Origin of the sequence: Streptomyces sp. NPDC047974, from assembly GCF_040653375.1 — a bacterium.
Taxonomy (GTDB): Bacteria; Actinomycetota; Actinomycetes; order Streptomycetales; family Streptomycetaceae; genus Streptomyces.
Window position 1 is genome coordinate 1 of sequence record NZ_JBEZNU010000107.1, and the last position, 1,662, is coordinate 1,662.

General features: G+C 61.4%; 4 protein-coding genes. 3 read left to right on the forward strand and 1 reads right to left on the reverse strand.

Annotated elements, in window-relative coordinates:
- Nucleotides 1-135: 135 nt before the first annotated feature.
- On the forward strand, nt 136-693 hold the full coding sequence (locus AB0E19_RS38620; protein ID WP_362189898.1) for a phage tail tape measure C-terminal domain-containing protein: 558 nt from the start codon (nt 136-138) through the stop codon (nt 691-693).
- Nucleotides 694-747: 54 nt separating this feature from the next.
- On the opposite strand, the gene AB0E19_RS38625 is transcribed toward AB0E19_RS38620, so the two are convergent.
- On the reverse strand, nt 748-966 hold the full coding sequence (locus AB0E19_RS38625) for a hypothetical protein (protein ID WP_281056197.1): 219 nt from the start codon (nt 964-966) through the stop codon (nt 748-750).
- Between the two features lie 100 nt (nt 967-1,066).
- Here AB0E19_RS38625 and AB0E19_RS38630 point away from each other — a divergent pair, with 100 nt between their 5' ends.
- Both AB0E19_RS38630 and AB0E19_RS38635 read left to right on the forward strand, forming a co-directional pair.
- The gene (locus tag AB0E19_RS38630; RefSeq protein ID WP_362189902.1) at nt 1,067-1,414 is read left to right on the forward strand and encodes a phage tail protein; all 348 of its coding nucleotides are present in this window, start codon (nt 1,067-1,069) and stop codon (nt 1,412-1,414) included.
- 8 nt (nt 1,415-1,422) lie between these two features.
- The coding region (locus AB0E19_RS38635; protein WP_362189905.1) for a hypothetical protein at nt 1,423-1,662 on the forward strand (240 nt) is incomplete at its 3' end.

The window sequence follows — 1,662 nt, forward strand, 5'->3', positions numbered from 1 at the left end:
CGGCGGCGCCCTGGGCGAGGCCCACGCCACGAAGATCCACAAGATCATGGACATGGCCATCGCGGCCGGCGCGCCGCTGGTCTCGCTGAACGACGTGTGGTTTCCAACGTGTTCGGCGGCCTCGAGGACGTCTGGGTGAAGTTCACTGAGACCGGCAAGATCAGCTTCTCCGATATGACCCGCTCGATCTTGGCCGACCTGGCCCGGATCGCATTTCGGCAAGCGGCAATGGGCATCGCTAACAGCTTTGGCGGAGGCAGTGGATACACCGGCACCCTGGGCTCTCTTTTCTCCGGCTCGTGGGGTTTCTCCGCCGGGGGCTATACCGGCGACGGTGGAAAGTACGAGCCCGCCGGTGTTGTGCACAAGGGCGAGGTGGTTTGGTCGCAGACGGACATTGCCCGGGCTGGTGGCTTGGGCGTTGTCGAGGCTATGCGTCGCGGCCTTCGTGGCTATGTAGACGGCGGCATTGTCGGTGCTGGATCGCCGGCTCGTGCACTTGCCGGCGGACCGTCAGTCAGCATCGACAGCACGATCAACGTGCAGAACGGCGGCGATGGGGCTGGCGATGGTGCTGCCAGCCGTAGCTCTGAGAGCGCAATCCAACGGAGCTTCAACGCAATGGCGGGGCAGTGGGCTATCCAGCAGATGAAGCCCAATGGCGTTCTGTGGGCATTGAAGAACGGCAGGTAGCCACGGACTGACGCGGATACAGAAAGGGCTCGCAAGCAGCGAGCCCTTCCGTGGTCACATCGCGTCGAGTACTCGATCGATCGCCAGGCGCTCGACCTCGGCGAATGTCAGACCGGTCGGGTTGGGGTGCTCGAACGAAATGCCGATGGTGCCAGAGACACCCAGCGTTCCGGGCAGGCCATCGCGAAACACAACGCGCAGCACAGCGCCCACAGATTGACCGTCTTCGCCGACAGGCTCTTGGGCGGAGAACGACTCAAGTTTCAGTTTCATTTCAGACCGCTCGCTCAGCAACCGGAGGAAGCCCGATGGTAGCAAAGCGGCTGCTAGATGCGTTGCGCGGTCTTCGTCTTCATTTCAAGGGTCATCGACTATGACCGAAACATTCGGTTGGCTGGTCTACAGCCAAGAGCCGCAGGTGGAGTACGCCTACGCGGAGAAAACAGCGCGCTTCGGCGACGGCTATGAGCAGGTTGCCCCTGACGGGATCAACAGCGAGCGGCAGACCTGGACCATCGAGCTGTGGGGCCATTTGCAAGCGGATGACATGGCTGGGGTGCGAGCGTTTCATCGCCTACGCAAGACCCGGGGAGAGAGCTTCTTCTGGACTCCTCCGAACGAGCCAATGGCGCGATTTCGTTGCACCAAGCTGTCAGCAACTGATGAGCGCGAAGGATACATCCGCATCAGTTGCACCTTCGAACAGACGTTCCAGCCATAGGAGAGGCCATGGCACGCCAGATTATCGATATCGACACCGTCCAGCCGAACGGCAAGAAGGGCGATCCAGCGCGCCTGATGTCGCAGAAGGTCAATGCAAATTTCGCGGAGCTCTACCCGGCGCTGCAGGCAGCAGGGGCAAACATGCTCATCAACTGCGGCATTCCCATCAACCAGCGCGGATTTGCTGGTGGTGCGCTTGCAGCCGGTGTGTATGGCTATGACCGATGGAAGGGAGGTGTAGGCGGA